Origin of the sequence: Streptomyces davaonensis JCM 4913 (assembly GCF_000349325.1) — a bacterium.
Lineage (GTDB): Bacteria > Actinomycetota > Actinomycetes > Streptomycetales > Streptomycetaceae > Streptomyces > Streptomyces davaonensis.
Genome location: NC_020504.1, coordinates 7,010,497 through 7,028,788 on the forward strand (window position 1 = coordinate 7,010,497; position 18,292 = coordinate 7,028,788).

The window sequence follows — 18,292 nt, forward strand, 5'->3', positions numbered from 1 at the left end:
GGCCCTGGACGGGTGGGGCGCACGTGGAGTGTGGTGGACTGTGGCGGATTGTTATCGGGCGTCCGCCGCGCCGTACAGCGCGGCCAGGCGTACCGCGTCGGCCACGAACCGCGCCCGCAGCGTCTCCGGCGCCAGCACCTCGACCTCGGGCCCCAGCGAGGCGAGCTGGGTGTGCGCGACCTCCTCCGACTCCACGGGCACGGTCACGGTCACCCAGCCCTCCGCGTCCGGTTCACCGGCCTCGCCGAGCCGCTCCCGCGCGGACTGCGGATCGAGGGCGTACGGCAGCCTGCGCACACCGTCCGGAGAGAGCCGTACGACGATCTCGGCGCGCAGCAGGGAACGCGCGAACTGCTCGGCTCGCTCCTCCCAGAAGGCGGGCAGCTCGAACCCCTCGTCCCGCTCGAAGCGATCCTCGCCCGACTCGACGGGCTCGACAGCGGTGAACCGGTCGATGCGGTACACCCGGTAGGTCCCGTGCCCGGCGACCCGCGCGCACAGGTACCAGACCCCGGCCTTCAGCACGAGCCCGTACGGCTCCAGCTCCCGCCGCACCTCGCCCTCGCCCCGCCGGTACTCCGCGACGACCCGCCGGTCGTCCCACACCGCCTCGGCGACCGCGGGCAGCAGCGCGGGCGTCTTCGGCTCCTTGAACCAGTTGGGCGCGTCCAGATGAAAGCGCTGGGAGGCGGTGCGCGAGGCGTCCCGGAGCGAGGGCAGCAGGGCCGCGGACACCTTCAGCCGCGCGGCGGAGGCGGCGTCTTCGAGCCCCATCTCGCGCAGCGCCCCAGGAACCCCGCTGAGGAAGAGCGCCTCGGCCTCACTACGGGCCAGCCCGGTCAGCCGAGTCCGATACCCCCCGATGAGCCGGTACCCACCGGCCCGCCCCCGGTCCGCGTACACCGGAACCCCGGCCTCCGACAGCGCCTGAGCATCCCGCGTCACCGTCCGCTCGGACACCTCCAGCTCCCGGGCCAACTCGGCGGCGGTCATGGAGGGCCGGGACTGAAGCAACAGCACCATTTTGATCAGACGGGCGGCACGCACAGCACCATCATGCAACGAGGCCCCCGCCGGAGCGGGGGCCTCATCACACAGCCACTACAGGCCGTAGCGCTCGCGGGCTTCCTTCACCGCCGTCGCCTTCGCCTCGCCGCGCTTGGCGAGCTGGGCCAGGGCCGCCACGACGATGGACTCGGCGTCGACGCCGAAGTGGCGGCGGGCCGCGTCACGGGTGTCGGAGAGGCCGAAGCCGTCGGCACCGAGCGAGGACCAGTCCTGCTCGACCCACTGCGCGATCTGGTCCGGGACCTGGCGCATGTAGTCGGAGACCGCCAGCACCGGACCCTCGGCACCCTGGAGCGCCTGCCTCACGTACGGCACCCGCTCCTCGCCGCGCAGCAGCGCCGCGTCCGCCTCCAGGGCGTCCCGCCGCAGCTCGGTCCAGGACGTCGCCGACCACACGTCGGCCGCGACACCCCACTCCTCGGCGAGCATCCGCTGCGCCTTCAGCGCCCAGTGGATCGCCGTACCGGAGCCCAGCAGCTGGATGCGCGGGGCGTTGGCCGGCACCGTCACGCCCGCCGACTCGGCCGTGTTGAAGCGGTACAGGCCCTTGACGATGCCCTCGTCGACACCGAGCCCGGCCGGCTTCGCGGGCTGCGGCAGCGGCTCGTTGTAGACGGTCAGGTAGTAGAAGACGTCCGAGTCCTCGCCCGGCGCCGCCTCGCCGTACATCCGGCGCAGACCGTCCTTGACGATCGCCGCCACCTCGTAGGCGAAGGCCGGGTCATACGTCAGCGCGGCCGGGTTCGTCGCGGCGATCACCGGCGAGTGGCCGTCGGCGTGCTGGAGGCCCTCACCCGTCAGCGTCGTACGGCCCGCCGTGGCGCCGACCAGGAAGCCGCGGCCGAGCTGGTCGCCGAGCTGCCACATCTGGTCGGCCGTGCGCTGCCAGCCGAACATCGAGTAGAAGATGTAGAACGGGATCATCGTCTCGCCGTGCGTGGAGTACGCGGTGGACGCTGCGATGAAGTCGGCCATCGAACCGGCCTCGGTGATCCCCTCGTTGAGGATCTGGCCGTTCTTGGCCTCCTTGTAGTACATCAGCTGGTCACGGTCGACCGGCTCGTACGTCTGGCCCTTGGGGGAGTAGATCCCGAGCGACGGGAACAGCGACTCCATACCGAAGGTGCGCGCCTCGTCGGGGACGATCGGCACCCAGCGCTTGCCGGTCTCCTTGTCGCGGACCAGGTCCTTGACGAGGCGGACGAAGGCCATGGTGGTGGCCACGTTCTGCGAGCCGGAGCCCTTGTCGAAGGAGGCGAACGCCTTCTCGGCGGGGGCGGGCAGCGGGGCGACGGGGTGCACACGCCGCGCGGGGGCCGGACCACCGAGGGCGGCCCGGCGCTCCTGGAGGTAGCGGACCTCGGGGGAGTCGGCGCCCGGGTGGCCGTAGGGGACCTGCCCGTCGACGAACTGGCTGTCCGAGATCGGCAGCTCCAGCAGGTCGCGCATCGTCTTGAACTCGTCCACCGTCAGCTTCTTCATCTGGTGGTTGGCGTTCTTCGACGCGAAGCCCTCACCGAGGGTGTGACCCTTGACCGTCTGGGCCAGGATCACGGTCGGCGCGCCCTTGTGCTCGACGGCGGCCTTGTACGCGGCGTACACCTTGCGCGCCTCGTGACCACCGCGGGACAGGTGGAAGCACTCGAGGATCTTGTCGTCGCTCAGCAGCTTCGCCATCTCGGCGAGCGCCGGGTCCTTGCCGAAGAAGTCGGCGCGGATGTAGGCGGCGTCACGGGTCTGGTACGTCTGCACCTGCGCGTCCGGCACCTCGCGCAGGCGGCGTACGAGCGCACCGGTGGTGTCGAGCGCGAACAGCTCGTCCCACGCCGTACCCCACAGCGTCTTGATCACATTCCAGCCGGCGCCGCGGAACTGGGCCTCCAGCTCCTGCACGATCTTGAAGTTGGCGCGAACCGGACCGTCGAGGCGCTGAAGGTTGCAGTTGATGACGAAGGTGAGGTTGTCGAGACCCTCACGGGACGCCAGCGCGAGAGCGGCCGTCGACTCCGGCTCGTCCATCTCGCCGTCACCGAGGAAGGCCCAGACGTGGGAGGCGGAGACGTCCTTGATACCGCGGTTGGTGAGGTACCGGTTGAAGCGCGCCTGGTAAATGGCCGACAGCGGACCGAGACCCATGGACACGGTCGGGAACTCCCACAGCCAGGGCAGCCGGCGCGGGTGCGGGTACGACGGGAGGCCGTTGCCGCCGGCCTCCTGGCGGAAGTTGTCGAGGTGCTGCTCGCTGAGCCGTCCGTCGAGGAAGGCGCGGGCGTAGATGCCGGGGGAGGCGTGGCCCTGGATGTACAGCTGGTCGCCGGAGCCGTCCGCCTCCTTCCCCTTGAAGAAGTGGTTGAAGCCGGTCTCGTACAGCCAGGCCGCGGAGGCGAAGGTGGCGATGTGGCCGCCGACGCCGTATTTGCTGCCCCGGGTCACCATGGCGGCCGCGTTCCAGCGGTTCCAGGCGGTGATCCGCGCCTCCATCGCCGGGTCACCGGGCAGACCCGGCTCCGCGGCGGTGGGGATGGTGTTGACGTAGTCGGTTTCCAGGAGCTTGGGCAGCGCGATGCCGTTGCCCTCTGCCCTCTCCAGCGTGCGGCGCATCAGATAAGCCGCACGGTGCGGGCCGGCCGCCTTGGCGACCGCGTCCAGCGAGGCCTGCCATTCGGCGGTCTCCTCCGGGTCCCGGTCGGGGAGCTGGTCGAGCGCGCTCGGCTGGATGGCATGGGGGTCGGTCATGTCGCCGCCTTCCTCAGTCGAAGGGGGTTCCCTCATCGGTAAGGGTTCGGGTGTGCCCTTGGTCTTTGGCAGGACAGGGCGGAGGACCTCGGTGGAGGTCCGTCGGCGACTGTAACTCCCTGATCGATGATCGATCAAAGGGTTGAGGGGGAAAACCTCTTGATCGCGAGAAAGTAGGCACCGGGTGCCTTGGGTCGAGACACCGGGTGCCTTGTTTTTGAAGGGTTTTCGCAGGTGAGGGGCAACTTATGAGCGCCGGTGCGCTCAGGATTCGTGGCGCGGTGCGCAGCCCAGCACATGGGCCTTCACCAGATCCGCGATCCGCGGATCCCGGCGCCGGAACGCCTGCACCAGCTCCTCGTGCTCCTCCGCGTACGACTGCTGGACCGTCCCCAGCCAGCGGATCGACAGCGCCGTGAAGACCTCGATGCCGAGGCCCTCCCAGGTGTGCAGCAGCACGGAGTTCCCGGCCGCCCGCACCAGCTCGCGGTGGAAGCCGACGGTGTGCCGGACCTGGGCGGTGCCGTCCGCCTCCCGGTCCGCCTCGTACAGCGCCGAGACATGCGGCTCCAGTGCCGAGCAGTCCTGGGCCAGCCGCTCCGCCGCCAGCTCCGCGGCAATGGCCTCAAGGCCAGCCCGAACGGGGTAGCTCTCCTCCAGATCGGCGGCGGTCAGATTCCGCACCCGCACGCCCTTGTTGGGCGCCGACTCGATCAGCCGCAGCGACTCCAACTCGCGCAGTGCCTCGCGCACCGGCGTCTGGCTGACCTCCAGCTCGGTCGCGATCCGGCGCTCCACGATCCGCTCGCCCGGCTGCCAGCGCCCACTGATGATCCCTTCCAGGATGTGCTCGCGGATCTGTTCGCGCAGCGAGTGGACGACGGGCGCGGTCATGAGAGCTCCTTAGGGAGGGGCCGTCCGAGAGGCCTCCCATCGGCCCCGGAGGCGTTTGACGTTTAGACAATAAGGCCGCGGGGCCGTCCCGGAGGGGTGCACAGGGGGGCTTTCGTGCAGGTGAGACGAGACTTACACGTCCGAATGGCGGACGCTACGGCCGCAAACCCGGCCCACCGGGCAACGGCTTCTTCCGCAGCCGCCACGGCAGCCCGCTGCCCCGCGGCTTGACGGTCGTCCTGGTGGGCGGCGTGCGGTACTCCGCCCCGACGAGGAACAGGGCGTCCGCGAACACGCCGGGCGCGGTCCGCAACTCGGGCAGACAGCGGACGTCAGCGCCGTACATCTCGGCAGCCCCTACGGCGATGCTGTGCGCCTTGCCGACCGAGCGGCCGTGGGCGAGGGCGCTGTAGAGGGTGCGGGAGTAGTCGAGACAGCTCGTGTCGGTGATGGGTCCGCCGGTGCCGATGACGCAGGGGACTGTCTCGGCGAGGAGCTGTGTCAGCTCGTAGGTCCAGCAGGCGCTGAGGACGACGAGACGTAGACCTTCCGCGACGAACTCGGTGAGCAGCTTGCACAGGCCCTGGTCGGAGATCGGGGCCTCACCGCCGTCGTCGGTGAGGAAACGGAGGCCGCCGGCGGGGGTGCCTCGGGCGGAGAAGTGGAGTACTGCGGGGGCGCCTCGGATCAGGCGGTCGGGGAGGTCTTGGGCTTGGGCTGCTTGGAGGCTTTCCAGGGTTAGGGCGTGGGCGTATTGGGCGTGGGTGATGCTGCGGTGCATTTCGCGGTATTCGGCGCTGGTGTCTGGGGTGCCGGGGGTTCTGGGGGAGGACGCTTGGACCACCAGGATGACGGCGGGGGGTGTCATTCGGGGGTGATGGTCAGGAGGGTTTGGAGGAGGGCACTCAGGGCCTGGGCGTGTTGGGGGGAGTGGCCCATGAGGGTCGTGATCTCGGTGAGTGCTCGGTCGCGGTCGGGCTGGGTGGGGGTGGGCCAGGGGTCGGGGGCGTAGGTGTTGTCTGAGAGGACTGCCGACATGGCCAGGTGGACGGTGGCGGTGAACTCGTCTTGATGGACGAGGAGTTCGAGCAGGGCGCAGGCGTTGAGCAGTACGGCGTCCGGGGCGGCCAGGAGGCGCTGGATTCGGTCGTTCAGGGCGGTGCGGGCCTCGATGTATGTGTAGGCGGTGGGGATTCCTTCTGCGCGGGCGAGGAGAACGACCGCCCAATGGGCGGCGGCTTCGGCAGATTGGTCGTTGGCGAGTTGATCGACGGACTCGTCATGCAGGAGGTACTCCCCGTGGTCCGCGAGGTAGGTCTGGGATTCCTCCCACGCGGGGCAGTCCATCCAGGTGCCCAGGAACTCTCTGGTGAGATACGGGCGGAACGCGGCATCAGGGGTGTCGGCCGCGGCGGCGCGGGCGATGTGGAGATGTTGTTGGGCGGCCTCGTGGGCGAGAGCCAACTCCTCCAGGGCCTGCGTCGTTTCGGGAGACTGGAGCTCGGCTGCGTGCTCGTCCCAGAAGGTGCGGGAACTGATCCAGGTGGGGCACTGGATCCAGGTGATGGCGAGGGCGAACGCGGCCTCGGCGAGGCTCAGCCAGGCCGGTGGTTCCGTACCTGTTGCCCTGCGCCATGCCGTGCGGACCTGGGCAGTGCCGGTTTCAGTCGCGCGATCGAAGTTGCGCAGAAGGTGTCGGGCCTGGGAGGCGACGGGGTCTAGGCCGTCAAGGGGCGTGAGCAGTAAGTCGATCAGGGTGCTGACTCCGGCAGCGCTGTCCGCACGGGTGAGTTGGAATTCCGCGCGCTGGACGGTGATCTGGCGTGCGGCTTGGGGGTGGCGGGCCAGGGACTCCTCTGCCTGGGCGAAGGCGGCGAGGGTTTGGTCAGTGGAGGCAATGTCGGCGAGGTTGTTGAGGGACATGGCGAGGTCGGGGAGGTAGGCGGCGGGGTTGGCCTTGGCGAGGGTGCGGCGGATGGTGACGGCTTCGTTGATGGTGGTGAGGGCGCCGGTGCGGTCACCTGTTTCGCTTTGGCGGTTGGCGAGGTTGTTGAGGGAGGTGGCGAGGTCGGGGAGGTAGGCGGCGGGGTTGGCCTTGGCGAGGGTGCGGCGGATGGTGACGGCTTCGTTGATGGTGGTGAGGGCGCCGGTGCGGTCTCCCGTCTCGCTCTGGTGGACGGCGAGGTTGTTGAGGGAGCCGGCGAGGTTGGGGAGGTAGGCGGCGGGGTTGGCCTTGGCGAGGGTGCGGCGGATGGTGACGGCTTCGTTGATGGTGGTGAGGGCGCCGGTGCGGTCTCCGGTCTCGCTCTGGTGGATGGCGAGGTTGTTGAGGGAGGTGGCGAGGTCGGGGAGGTAGGCGGCGGGGTTGGCCTCGGCGAGGGTGCGGTAGAGGTCAACAGCCTCCTGCGACGGCGCCAGTGCTGCTTCTCTCAGGCCCGCCTCCGACAGCATCCGGGCAAGCTCCGTCAGCGCCATCGCCAGGTCAGGTTGGAAGACTTGCTCCCGCAGCTCGACGAGTTCCCTGACCAGCGCGATCCCTCTACCCCCTGCCATGACCGCGTGCTCCGCCAGCGACCCCCGCAGATATGGATTGGCATGCTCCAGGACCGCAGCCTCATCGCTCTGCTGTCGCAGAAGGTCGACAAGGCCACGCGCCACGAGATACGCAGGCTCAGGTTGCCCTTCCCCGCGCTCCCTGCTGGACGACTCCCTCAGATGCTCGATGAACTCACGGTGGTAGAGCCGGTACACAGCCTGGACACCGTCGGTGTCCTCCACGACATACCGGCCGTAGGAGTTGAGGAGCCAGTCCACATGCTCCCGGTCATAGACGGTGCCGTTCGTGCTCAGTGCGGTGGCCGCCGTTTCCCAGACTCCCCGGGCGGGCATGCCGTTTCCCGTCCCCCAGGACAGGGCCGTCAGTAGCTCCTGGGCGGCGAGGGGGACGACCTCGCCGTTCCGCTCTAGTTGGGGGCCGGCGGCCAGATGCTCGTTGAACGCCGCGGAGATGGACACCGGGATGCTCGACTCCCACCCCTCCGCGCCTTCCTCAGGAACGTGCCTGATCACGGAGTCCACCGCCATCTGGGCGTAGAGGAAGCCTCCGTGGCCCGTCGCGGCCCGCCGCGCGATCAAGTCGGCCGCTTCCCCGGGCAGTCCCGTGACGTGCAGGCGTCGGCGCGCGTACTCCCGAATGTCCTCGCCGGTGTCCGCCTCGCCGTCCAGTCCGGCCGCGCGTGCCCGGATCCCGAGGAGGCGGCTGACGGCTTCATCCAGGGGTTCCCCCGCCGCCGCTGCCTCCGGGTTGAACGGGCGGTCCCGAGAGGCGAGCAGAATGCACGTCATCCGGCTCAGCGGGGCCAGTAACTGCTCGACGATCAGCCCGGCCTGCTCGGCAGCCGCCTCGTCCAGACCGTCCAGGAGCAGCACCGTCGGACGGTCGGAGGATGCCAACTCCCGCTCGACATCCGCGATCAGCTCCGCCGGTGTGTCAGGGACCCCCAGTCCCAACCGCCGGGCGATCGCCTCCGCCACCTGCTGCACCGTGAGCCCTCGCAGGTGCAGGGCGACATCCACCGAGTCCACCCCCGGATCGGGGTCCCCCTCACGCAGCGCCTCATGCTTGACGATGTCGGCCCGGTGCCGGCGGTCGGAGAGCGTCGCCACCCGCCCCAGCACCGCCGACTTGCCGCTGCCCGCGCTCCCAGTGACGAGGAACAGTCCCGGCTCCCTGGCCTCCAGCCAGTCGACGATCTCCCCGAGCACCCGCCGACGCCCCGTGAAGAACCAACCCTCCTCCACACGGTCCGCCCCGGCCGCGGCCCTGACCAGGTGCTCCACCAGTTCCGGCTCCCCCTTCTCCTCCTTGTGCGGGTTCCGGAACATCGGCAGTTCCTGGCCCAGGGAAGCGGGGACGGGACGCTGCCCCTCGTCCTCGGGCCACTGGTCGAGTGCGGCCCGTACGACATCGGCGCCGGTCACCTGCCAGTTACGGGGACTCCATCGGTGCCGGTAGCTCTTGGTCCTGGGGCCGTTGCGCAGGACGTCCACCACCGTGTCCAGCAGGAGCCCGCGTCCTTCGGCCTTCTCCCGCGGACGGCAGCTCGCGACCACCCCGAGCCAGGCCGCCCGGCCTTCGGGCAGGCTCCGTGCCGACCAGGTGGAGAGGGCCTTCTGAAGGGACTCGATCACCCCGGCGCCCGCATGGCAGGTGTCGATGAGCATCAGCACCTGATCGGCGCGACTGCGCAGCGCCGCACTGGTCAACAGTCGGGCCGAGTATGTCTGTTCCTCGTCGTCCACCGTCCGGGTGTCGTGCACGACCAGCCGGAGTTCCCCCTCGTCCCGGAGCACGCCGTGCCCGGACCAGACCACGATTGCCGGGCCGTGGGACCCGTTCTCCTCCCAGCCCTCGCGCCAGCTCTCCACCGAGGCTTTGAGGCTGTCACGGCCGGGGTCCTGCACCACGGTGGGTGTGTAGCCGTAGCCCTCCAGCAGAGTGCAGAGCTCGGTCAGCTGCTCGGTCGCCCTGGGCAGCTCGGGATAGTTCCCGCTCTTGTACTTCTGCACCACGACCCCGAGAACCGTCCCCTGGATCCCCTGCTCACTCACCCAGCTCACCCACCAACGTCAGCGCCGTCACCCTCGACTCCATGCGTCCCTCGACCCACACCGCCAGCCGGTAGGCCCCGCCCTCCGGCGCGGGGAACACCCCGCGATAGCGCCCGCCTCCCAGGTTGCGGAGGGAACGGGTGGATTCGGACCGTCGGTCCGCGGCCCGCAGCTCGGCGACCACCAGCAACTCGTCGTGCCCGCGCATCTCGTCGGGCACCGTCACCGACACCTCGTAGGGCTCCCCGTACGCCAGCAGCGTCGGGGCCAGCACGCTCAGCGGAGGCGCGTCCTTGTCGTCCTCGCCCCGGTGGAAGCGCTCATGCTCGAGCCACCCCGAGAGCGCGTCGCGCACTCCCTGGTTGTGCTGGAGGGACCCGTGGTGCTCGTTGGGGCTGAACGAAGTCCCCACCAGATGGCCTGTATCGGCGGCATTGGCCGGCCGCGCCGACAGCCGCGGCACCGTCCCGTCCCCACCCTCGTCCACCCCGTCGATCTCCCAGGAGGGCACCAGCACACCCCCCGCGTACACCCCAGTCGTCGCCGTCGGCTGGCGTACGCCCACGACCGTCACCAGGTCGGTCCGGGAGTCGCGGCCGGGAGCCTCGGCTGCCCGGCGCAGCTCGGAGTGGAAGACGCCCGCGTCGGCGAGGAGCTTCTCGTCCGGGCCGGGCAGCCCCGTCAGGTCGCGGGCGTACGCGAGACCGTCGGCCGTCGACACGCACGCGTAGTCCGGCACCAGCTGATGCAGGGAAGGCAGCGACCGCGCCAGCTCCGTGAGGTCCGCGCCGAACGGCCCCCACCCCTTGCGCAGCCCGTTCACCAGATGCGTCAGCGCGTTCAGCGAGCCCCGGTGCGGCGTACCCAGCGTGATCAGGCGGCGGGTGACCTCGTGGCCGCCGAGGCACTCGACGTAATACCGGGCCACCAGACCGCCCATCGAGTGGCAGATGAAGACCACGCGGGCGTCACGGCGCTCCGGGGCCGAGGAGCGCCAGCGTGCGAGTTCCTCCGCGACCCGCTCCTCCAAACAGTGAGCGTTGTAGCGGCAGGACAGACGCCAGTCGTACCCGAACTCGACAAGGTTCGCGGGCGTGCCGGGAGGATCGCTCGGTTGGCGGCTACGCAGGGTGAAATTTTGTTCGAGCCAGTGGAGTAAGGAGCTGTAGCCGTCCACCGGATGCCAGATGCCCGGGATGACGTGGAGGTCGGGCATGACACCCACCGGGCGGATGCCGTCGCCGGGGTGGTCGTCGCCGATGTCGACGGGCAGGCGCAGATCCTTGACCGACCTGCTGAAGGTGCGTAGCGCCCGCCATAACGCGCCCCCGGACACATCCCAGACCGCGCCGCCGTCGGCGTCGGCCAGCCGGGTCCCCATGATGCCCGGCAGCACCACCACGAGGTCATGGACAGGTGCACGCTTCATGCGGCTCCCCCCGTTGTGCGTGAGTTCACTCACGGTAGCGGGGCGACCCCAGCACTGGCAGGGGAATGCGACGCCCCCGCCCGGAGAACTCCGGACGGGGGCGTCGTACCAGCGAAGCGGCTGGTCAGCGATGCGGCTGGTTACAGGCCGAGCTCGACCTCGAACTCGCCCGCCTCCAGGATCGCCTTGACCGCGGTCAGGTAACGGGCCGCGTCGGCGCCGTCCACCAGACGGTGGTCGTAGGACAGGGTCAGGTAGGTCATGTCACGGATGCCGATGACCGAGCCCTCCTCCGTCTCGATGACGGCCGGGCGCTTGACCGTGGCGCCGATGCCGAGGATCGCGACCTGGCCCGGCGGCACGATGATCGTGTCGAAGAGCGCACCGCGCGAACCGGTGTTGGAGATGGTGAAGGTCGCGCCCGACAGCTCGTCCGGCGTGATCTTGTTGGCGCGGACCTTGCCGGCCAGGTCGGCGGTCGCCTTGGCGATACCGGCCAGGTTGAGGTCACCGGCGTGCTTGATGACCGGGGTCATCAGGCCCTTCTCGGAGTCCACCGCGATACCGATGTTCTCGGTGTCGAAGTAGGTGATGGTCCCCTCGGCCTCGTTGATCTTGGCGTTGATCGGCGCGTGCGCCTTCAGCGCCTGGGCCGCGGCCTTGACGAAGAACGGCATCGGGGAGAGCTTGACGCCCTCACGCGCCGCGAACGCGTCCTTGGCACGGGCGCGCAGCTTCATCAGACGCGTGACGTCGACCTCGACGACCGACGACAGCTGGGCCTGCTCGTGCAGCGCCTTGACCATGTTGTCGCCGATGACCTTGCGGATGCGCGGCATCTTGACGGTCTGGCCGCGGAGGGGAGAGACCTCCAGGGCCGGGGCCTTCCGCGCGGCGGCCGGGGCGGCAGCGGCGGGAGCCGGAGCAGCGGCGGCGGCCTTCGCGGCCTCGGCGGCGGCGAGCACGTCCTGCTTGCGGATACGACCGCCGACGCCGGTGCCCTTGACGGTGGCCAGGTCGACGCCGTTCTCGGCGGCGAGCTTGCGCACCAGCGGGGTGACGTAGGCACCCTCGTCGGTCGCCTGCGCGGCGGCGGGCGCCGGAGCGGCCGGGGCCGGGGTGACCGGGGCCGGAGCGACCGGAGCCGGGGCGGCGGCGACCGGGGCGGGCGCGGGAGCCGGGGCCGGAGCGGCGGGCGCGGCCGGAGCCGGAGCCGGAGCCGGGGCGGCGACCGGGGCGGGGGCGGCGGGGGCCGGGGCAGCGGCCGGAGCCGCACCCGGGGCGCCGATGACGGCGAGCTTGGCGCCGACCTCGGCGGTCTCGTCCTCGCCGACCACGATCTCCAGCAGCACACCGGAGGTGGGCGCCGGGATCTCGGTGTCGACCTTGTCGGTGGAGACCTCGAGCAGCGGCTCGTCGGCGTCCACGCTGTCGCCGACCGACTTCAGCCAGCGGGTGACGGTGCCCTCGGTGACGGACTCACCGAGCGCGGGCAGCACCACGTCGGTGCCGACGGCGGCACCGGCCGGGGCGGCGGCGGGCGCGGGGGCGACGGGGGCCTCGGCCACGGGGGCCGGGGCGGCCGGGGCCTCGGCGACCGGCGCCGGAGCCGCGACGGGCTCGGCGGCGGGGGCCGGGGCGGCCACGGGGGCGCCGGTGCCGTCGTCGATGACGGCCAGCTCGGCGCCGACCTCAACGGTCTCGTCCTCGGCGACCTTGATGGAGGCCAGGATGCCGGCGGCGGGGGAGGGGATCTCGGTGTCGACCTTGTCGGTCGACACCTCGAGCAGCGGCTCGTCGGCCTCGACGCGCTCGCCCTCGGCCTTCAGCCAGCGGGTGACAGTGCCCTCGGTGACGCTCTCGCCGAGCGCCGGAAGGGTTACGGAAACCGCCATGGTTTCGGTTGCTCCTAACGGATTGCGGAAGTCTGTGTCGTCGCGTTCGTCGACCGAGGGTCAGTCGTGCGCGTGCAGCGGCTTGCCGGCCAGGGCCAGGTGGGCCTCGCCGAGCGCCTCGTTCTGCGTCGGGTGGGCGTGGATGAGCTGGGCGACCTCGGCCGGCAGCGCTTCCCAGTTGTAGATCAGCTGGGCCTCGCCGACCTGCTCGCCCATGCGGTCGCCGACCATGTGGACGCCGACGACGGCACCGTCCTTCACCTGGACGAGCTTGATCTCGCCCGCGGTGTTGAGGATCTTGCTCTTGCCGTTGCCCGCCAGGTTGTACTTCAGAGCGACGACCTTGTCCGCACCGTAGATCTCCTTGGCCTTGGCCTCGGTGATGCCCACGGAGGCGACCTCCGGGTGGCAGTACGTCACGCGGGGGACACCGTCGTAGTCGATCGGCACGGCCTTCAGACCGGCCAGCCGCTCCGCCACCAGGATGCCCTCGGCGAAGCCGACGTGCGCGAGCTGGAGGGTCGGGACGAGGTCACCGACGGCGGAGATGGTGGGCACATTGGTGCGCATGTACTCGTCGACCAGGACGTAGCCGCGGTCCATCGCGACGCCCTGCTCCTCGTAACCGAGACCGGCCGAGACCGGGCCGCGGCCGACGGCGACCAGCAGCACCTCGGCCTCGAACTCCTTGCCGTCGGCGAGGGTGACCTTGACACCGTCCTGGGTGTACTCGGCCTTCTGGAAGAAGGTGCCCAGGTTGAACTTGATGCCACGCTTGCGGAACGCGCGCTCAAGAAGCTTGGAGGAGTTCTCGTCCTCGACCGGGACGAGGTGCTTCAGGCCCTCGATGACGGTGACGTCCGCACCGAAGGACTTCCACGCCGAGGCGAACTCGACGCCGATGACACCGCCGCCGAGGATGATCGCGGACTTGGGCACGCGGTCCAGGACGAGGGCGTGGTCGGAGGAGATGATGCGGTTGCCGTCGATCTCCAGGCCCGGCAGCGACTTCGGCACGGAGCCGGTCGCCAGCAGGACGTGGCGGCCCTGGATGCGCTGGCCGTTCACATCGACGGAGGTGGGGGAGGACAGCCGGCCGGCGCCCTCGATGTACGTCACCTTGCGGGAGGCGACCAGACCCTGGAGGCCCTTGTACAGACCGGCGATCACGCCGTCCTTGTACTTGTGGACCCCGGCGATGTCGATGCCCTCGAAGGTGGTCTTCACACCGAACTGCTCGCTCTCGCGAGCCTGGTCGGCGATCTCACCGGCGTGCAGCAGAGCCTTGGTGGGAATGCAACCCCGGTGCAGGCAGGTGCCGCCGACCTTGTCCTTCTCGATCAGGGCGACGTCCAGGCCCAGCTGCGCCCCGCGCAGGGCCGCGGCGTAACCACCGCTACCACCGCCGAGGATCACTAGGTCGAAAACGGTGCTGGCGTCGTTCGCCACGTCACGTCCTCCATGCATGTGCGCCACCGGTCTCCAGTGACCGGTCGGCGGCTGGTGTCCGGCCGCTCGTTCTTTCGGCCCTTGGTGGGGCCCTGTCCTGCCGAGCCCCATCTTCGCACTTGTCGGAGGGGAACGAGACGCGGGGCCGACGTGTGAGACACCACACGCTCATAAGGGAGCGCGTCACGAGCAGGCGACGGGGCCTCGCACTACCCGCACGCGAGGCCCCGTCGAGTGGATCGGCCCAGGTTGGGTCGGCCCGGGCGGATCAATGCCGTCGGATCAGCCCAGGTCGCCCTCGGCCGTCAGTTCGGCGAGCCGCACCAGCGTCCGCACCGCGGAGCCCGTACCGCCCTTGGGCGTGTAACCGAAGGGCCCCTGCTCGTTGAAGGCGGGCCCGGCGATGTCGATGTGCGCCCAGGTGATGCCCTCGCCGACGAACTCGCGCAGGAAGATGCCCGCGACCAGGCCGCCGCCCATTCGCTCACCCATGTTGGCGAGGTCGGCGGTGGGGGAGTCCATGCCCTTGCGCAGGTGGTCGGGGAGCGGCATCGGCCAGGACGCCTCGCCGACCTCCTCCGCGGCCTCCACGATCGCCGTACGGAACGCGTCGTCGTTGGCCATGACACCGAACGTCCGGTTGCCCAGCGCGAGCACCATCGCGCCGGTCAGCGTCGCCACGTCCACGATCGCGTCCGGCTTCTCCTCCGACGCCGCCCACAGCGCGTCGGCCAGCACCAGCCGGCCCTCGGCGTCGGTGTTCAGCACCTCGACGGTCTTGCCGCTGTACATGCGCAGCACGTCACCCGGGCGGGTGGCGGAACCGGACGGCATGTTCTCGGCGAGCGCCAGCCAGCCGGTGACGTTGACCTCGAGGCCGAGGCGTGCCGCCGCGACGACGGCGGCGAACACCGCGGCCGCACCGCTCATGTCGCACTTCATCGTCTCGTTGTGGCCCGCCGGCTTCAGCGAGATGCCGCCCGAGTCGTAGGTGATGCCCTTGCCGACGAACGCGAGGTGCTTGCTCGCCTTGGAGTGCGTGTACGTCAGCTTCACCAGCCGCGGACCCGCGGCGGACCCGGCGCCGACGCCGAGGATGCCGCCGTAGCCGCCCTTGGTGAGGGCCTTCTCGTCGAGCACCTGCACCTTGATGCCGTGCTCCTTGCCCGCCGCCTGCGCTACGGCGGCGAACGCCTCGGGGTAGAGGTCGTTCGGCGGGGTGTTGATCAGGTCACGCGCGCGGTTGAGCTCCTCGGTGACGGCGGTGGCCCGCTCGACCGCGGCCTTGAACGCCTTGTCCCGCGGCTTCCCGCCGAGCAGGGCGACCTCGGCGAGCGGCGCCTTGCCGTTGCCCTTCGGGCTCTTGGCGTTGTCCTTGTAGGCGTCGAAGGAGTACGCGCCCAGTAGTGCGCCCTCGGCGATCGCGCCGGCGTCGGCGGCGTCGGTGAGGGGCAGGGCGAAGGCGGCCTTCTTGGACCCGGCGAGCGCGCGGGCGGCGGCACCGGCGGCCTTGCGCAGCGCCTCCGCGTCGTACTCGGCGTCCTTCTCGGGCTCCGCGCCGAGGCCGACGGCGATCACGAGGGGGGCCTTGAAGCCGGCCGGGGCGGGGAGCTTGGTCACCTCGCCCTCGCCGCCGGAGGCACCGAGGGTCTCCAGGACGCCGGCGAGCTTGCCGTCGTAGGCCTTGTCCAGGGCTTCGGCACCCGGGGCGACCACGGGGCCCTTTGCGCCCTTGGCGACACCGATCACGATCGCGTCGGCCCGGAGGCCGGGCGCCGCGGCGGTGCTGAGAGTGAGAGCAGTCACGGTGGTGATTTCTCGCTTCCGATGTGAAGTTGCTGGCCGAAATGTGGTGGGTCGACCGGGCCCGACAGCCGACCCTAAGTCCGACCTCAGGGTTCTGGCTCAGTGGGGCCTTCCGCGGTGCGGCCTGACACTCGGCATGAGCCTACGCGCGTGTGTCCCGTTCGCTCATTCCTGCGGGCGTTCACCTGTCAGTGGCGTCGTGGCCACTTCCCAACCCTCACTCCCGGTGACCTGAGACACACTCATCGCGTTCCGGTGAGCCGACGGCTCGCCGCGTTGCGTAATTTCCAAGGATCCCCCCGGATTTACCACCGGGGGATCTTCTGGGGGGAGGACGACACATGGCGCACCGTGCGCGCAGATGGAGAAACACCGCAGCCGCCCTGACGGCCGCGGGAGTGATGACGCTGGGCCCGGGGGCGCCCGGCGCGTCGGCCGCGGTGGAGCCGCGCGTCGATCTGCGGGTGCTGGTGGTGGACGACGGCGGCAGCGCCGTACGCGCCATCGCCGCCCAGCTGAGCAGCACCGGCATCCCGTACACCACGATCGACCTGAACGACTCCGCCCGTCCGGCGGTGACCGCGAGCTTCCTCAGCGACACGGTGAACGGCCGGCCGCGGGCGAAGTTCCAGGGCGTGGTACTGCCCAACGAGGCCCCGTTCGGCACCGGTTCCACCGAGCAGACCGCGCTGGAGACCTACGAGCGGACCTACGGCATCCCGCAGGTCGACGCCTACACCTGGGCGCACCCGGGTGTCGGCCTCGACTACACCTCCGAGGGCGGCTGGACCGGCAGCCTCGACGGCCGCGCGGCCTCCGTCACCGCCGCCGGGAAGTCCTCGTGGTTCGGGTATCTCGACGGCGCCTTCACCTTCGAGGACAACGCCCCCTCGGTCCAGGAGAGTTACGGCTACGTCGCCCGCCCCCGCGCCGGGTTCACCAGCTATGTCGACCTCCCGGTCCCCGAAGGCACCGGGCGCGGCAGCCTGGTCGGCGAGTACGCCCACGACGGGCGCCGCGAGCTGGTGGTGACTTTCGCCTACAACCAGCACCAGCAGCAGTTCCGGCTGCTCGCCCGGGGCATCGTCGAGTGGCTGACCCAGGGCGTCCATCTGGGCCAGGACCGTAACTACTTCGCGGTCCACATCGACGACGTCTTCGCGCCCGACGCCCGCTGGGACACCGAGCGCAACTGCACGCCCGGCGACATCGACTGCGTCGGCGGCGGCGAGGAGACCAACCCGATCCGCATGACGGCCGAGGACGCGGCCTACGCGGCGGAGTGGCAGCGCACGCAGGGCTTCACCCTCGACATGGTCTTCAACGCCGGTTCCGGCGAGGAGTGGAAGACGGAACACGGCGGCACCGACCCGCTCGCCGCCCGCCTGCTCACGGACCGTGCGCAGTACCGCTGGATCAACCACACCTACACGCACCCCTTCCTCGGCTGCGTCCAGGACACCTCGACGGTGCCGTGGACCTGCGCGAAGAACCCCGACGGCTCGACGAAGTACATGAGCCGCTCCGAGATCGCCGCGCAGATCCGCGACAACCACAACTGGGCGGTCGGCAAGGGCCTTCCGGTCGACCGCACCGAGCTGGTGACGGGTGAGCACTCGGGCCTCAGGACGCTGCCGCAGCAGCCGAACGACAACCCGAACCTGGCCGGCGCCCTCGCCGACAACGGCGTGAAGTGGGTCGCCTCGGACAACTCCCGCGAGCCCGAACAGCGCGCGGTGGGCGCCGCCCTGACGGTGCCCCGGCACCCGATGAACGTGTACTACAACGTCGGCACCGAGGCCGAGATGACCGACGAGTACAACTGGATCTACACCTCCGCCGAGGACGGCGGCAGCGGAGTCTGCACCACCAACCCCGCCTCCACCTGCCTCGACGCACCGCTCGACCCGGCCACCGGCTACGACGGCCACATCGTCCCGCAGGAGGCCCGCATCGCCCTCGGGCACGTCGTCAACAACGACCCGCGCCCGCACTACGTCCACCAGTCCAACCTCGCCGAGGACCGCATCCTCTACCCGGTGGTGGACAAGGTCCTGGCCGACTACCGGGCCCTGTTCGCCGACAGCACCCCGGTGCAGAACCTCTCCCAGAAATCGATCGGCACCGAGTTCCAGCGCCGCGCCGCCTGGCGTACGGCGGTGGCGAACAACAAGGTCACGGCGTACCGCATCGGCACGACCGTCACCGTCAGTGCGCCGTCCGGAACGCAGATCCCGGTGACGGCGCCGGAGGGCACGAGGAAGCAACTGCTGCTCGGCACCACCGTGTTCGGCACGCCGTACGCGGGTGAGCGCTCGGGCTGGGCCACACCGGCCGCGCTCCAGTCCGCTCTCACGCTGAAACTGCCGTCGGCGTAAGCCGGCCCCACCGCCACCCGCACCCC

General features: G+C 70.4%; 10 protein-coding genes. 1 reads left to right on the forward strand and 9 read right to left on the reverse strand.

Translation table 11 applies throughout. From position 1 onward, the window contains the following. Positions 1–51 precede the first annotated feature (51 nt). From BN159_RS30930 to BN159_RS30970, 9 genes are all read right to left on the reverse strand, one after another. Positions 52–1,047, reverse strand: a complete 996-nt coding sequence (locus BN159_RS30930) for a helix-turn-helix transcriptional regulator (protein ID WP_041820058.1) — start codon at positions 1,045–1,047, stop codon at positions 52–54. 54 nt (positions 1,048–1,101) lie between these two features. Continuing rightward, positions 1,102–3,804 (reverse strand): pyruvate dehydrogenase (acetyl-transferring), homodimeric type, encoded by a 2,703-nt coding sequence (gene aceE / locus BN159_RS30935; protein WP_015660960.1) that lies wholly within the window; start codon positions 3,802–3,804, stop codon positions 1,102–1,104. 264 nt (positions 3,805–4,068) lie between these two features. After that, positions 4,069–4,698 carry a GntR family transcriptional regulator gene (locus tag BN159_RS30940; protein WP_015660961.1) on the reverse strand — a complete coding sequence of 210 codons (630 nt, stop codon included), beginning with the start codon at positions 4,696–4,698 and terminating at the stop codon, positions 4,069–4,071. 154 nt (positions 4,699–4,852) lie between these two features. Beyond that, the gene (locus BN159_RS30945) at positions 4,853–5,566 is read right to left on the reverse strand and encodes a CHAT domain-containing protein (protein ID WP_015660962.1); all 714 of its coding nucleotides are present in this window, start codon (positions 5,564–5,566) and stop codon (positions 4,853–4,855) included. Beyond that, positions 5,563–9,309, reverse strand: a complete 3,747-nt coding sequence (locus BN159_RS30950) for an ATP-binding protein (RefSeq protein WP_015660963.1) — start codon at positions 9,307–9,309, stop codon at positions 5,563–5,565. The genes BN159_RS30945 and BN159_RS30950 overlap by 4 nt, the downstream gene beginning before the upstream one ends. Further along, a complete protein-coding gene (locus BN159_RS30955) occupies positions 9,302–10,738 on the reverse strand; it encodes a lipase/acyltransferase domain-containing protein (protein WP_015660964.1) in 1,437 nt (478 codons plus the stop codon). The genes BN159_RS30950 and BN159_RS30955 overlap by 8 nt, the downstream gene beginning before the upstream one ends. A 140-nt stretch (positions 10,739–10,878) precedes the next feature. Then, positions 10,879–12,633, reverse strand: coding sequence for a 2-oxoglutarate dehydrogenase, E2 component, dihydrolipoamide succinyltransferase (gene sucB / locus BN159_RS30960; RefSeq protein ID WP_015660965.1), 1,755 nt, complete (start codon positions 12,631–12,633; stop codon positions 10,879–10,881). Positions 12,634–12,693: 60 nt separating this feature from the next. Further along, positions 12,694–14,082: a dihydrolipoyl dehydrogenase gene (gene lpdA, locus BN159_RS30965; RefSeq protein ID WP_015660966.1), complete on the reverse strand. Its 1,389-nt coding sequence runs from the start codon at positions 14,080–14,082 to the stop codon at positions 12,694–12,696. 282 nt (positions 14,083–14,364) lie between these two features. Continuing rightward, complete coding sequence (locus BN159_RS30970; RefSeq protein ID WP_015660967.1) at positions 14,365–15,888, reverse strand: leucyl aminopeptidase; 1,524 nt, start codon at positions 15,886–15,888, stop codon at positions 14,365–14,367. Positions 15,889–16,229: 341 nt separating this feature from the next. Between BN159_RS30970 and BN159_RS30975 the strand changes: the two genes are divergently transcribed. Beyond that, entirely contained in the window at positions 16,230–18,266 is a 2,037-nt protein-coding gene (locus tag BN159_RS30975) for a hypothetical protein (protein WP_015660968.1), read from the forward strand. Positions 18,267–18,292: the final 26 nt, after the last annotated feature.

Bases quoted from the DNA above. Each gene is read 5' to 3' on its own strand.
- BN159_RS30940 (WP_015660961.1), bottom strand. From the start codon at position 4,698: ATGACCGCGCCCGTCGTCCACTCGCTGCGCGAACAGATCCGCGAGCAC.
- sucB (WP_015660965.1), bottom strand. From the start codon at position 12,633: ATGGCGGTTTCCGTAACCCTTCCGGCGCTCGGCGAGAGCGTCACCGAG.
- aceE (WP_015660960.1), bottom strand. From the start codon at position 3,804: ATGACCGACCCCCATGCCATCCAGCCGAGCGCGCTCGACCAGCTCCCC.
- BN159_RS30945 (WP_015660962.1), bottom strand. From the start codon at position 5,566: ATGACACCCCCCGCCGTCATCCTGGTGGTCCAAGCGTCCTCCCCCAGA.
- BN159_RS30975 (WP_015660968.1), top strand. From the start codon at position 16,230: ATGGCGCACCGTGCGCGCAGATGGAGAAACACCGCAGCCGCCCTGACG.
- BN159_RS30955 (WP_015660964.1), bottom strand. From the start codon at position 10,738: ATGAAGCGTGCACCTGTCCATGACCTCGTGGTGGTGCTGCCGGGCATC.